1 pseudogene is annotated in these 306 nt (G+C 61.8%); it reads right to left on the bottom strand.

The features are described from left to right. Positions 1-69: 69 nt before the first annotated feature. Positions 70-306 (bottom strand): annotated as a pseudogene (locus AC0L3A_RS41095) (transposase); the annotation flags it as partial.

The following is a 306-nucleotide window of genomic DNA, read 5'->3' as shown; positions in this document are numbered from 1 at the left end:
AGCGTGCCAAGGCATTCGGCTTTGTTCTCCCTTGGAACCGAAAGTCGGTGCTGCCGTTTCTTAGGAAGCGTTCTCCATCGTCAGCTCCCCGATTTTGGCGTGCAGCGTTTTCACGTCCACGGCAGGCTCGATCGTTCTGTTGCCTCCGCCAGCCCTCTGCCGCCGCTTCCTGAAGCTGGGACTTCCACTGCGTGATCCGGTTCGGATGCACGTCGAACTACTCAGCCAACTGGGCCAGCGTCATCTCGCCCTTGATCGCGGCTAACGCCACGTTGGGCTTGAATGCCGGTGCGCGGTGCCGGCGGG

Source organism: Bradyrhizobium sp. MI1.3 (assembly GCF_055811695.1).
This window is presented reverse-complemented; position numbering and strand designations above follow the sequence as displayed.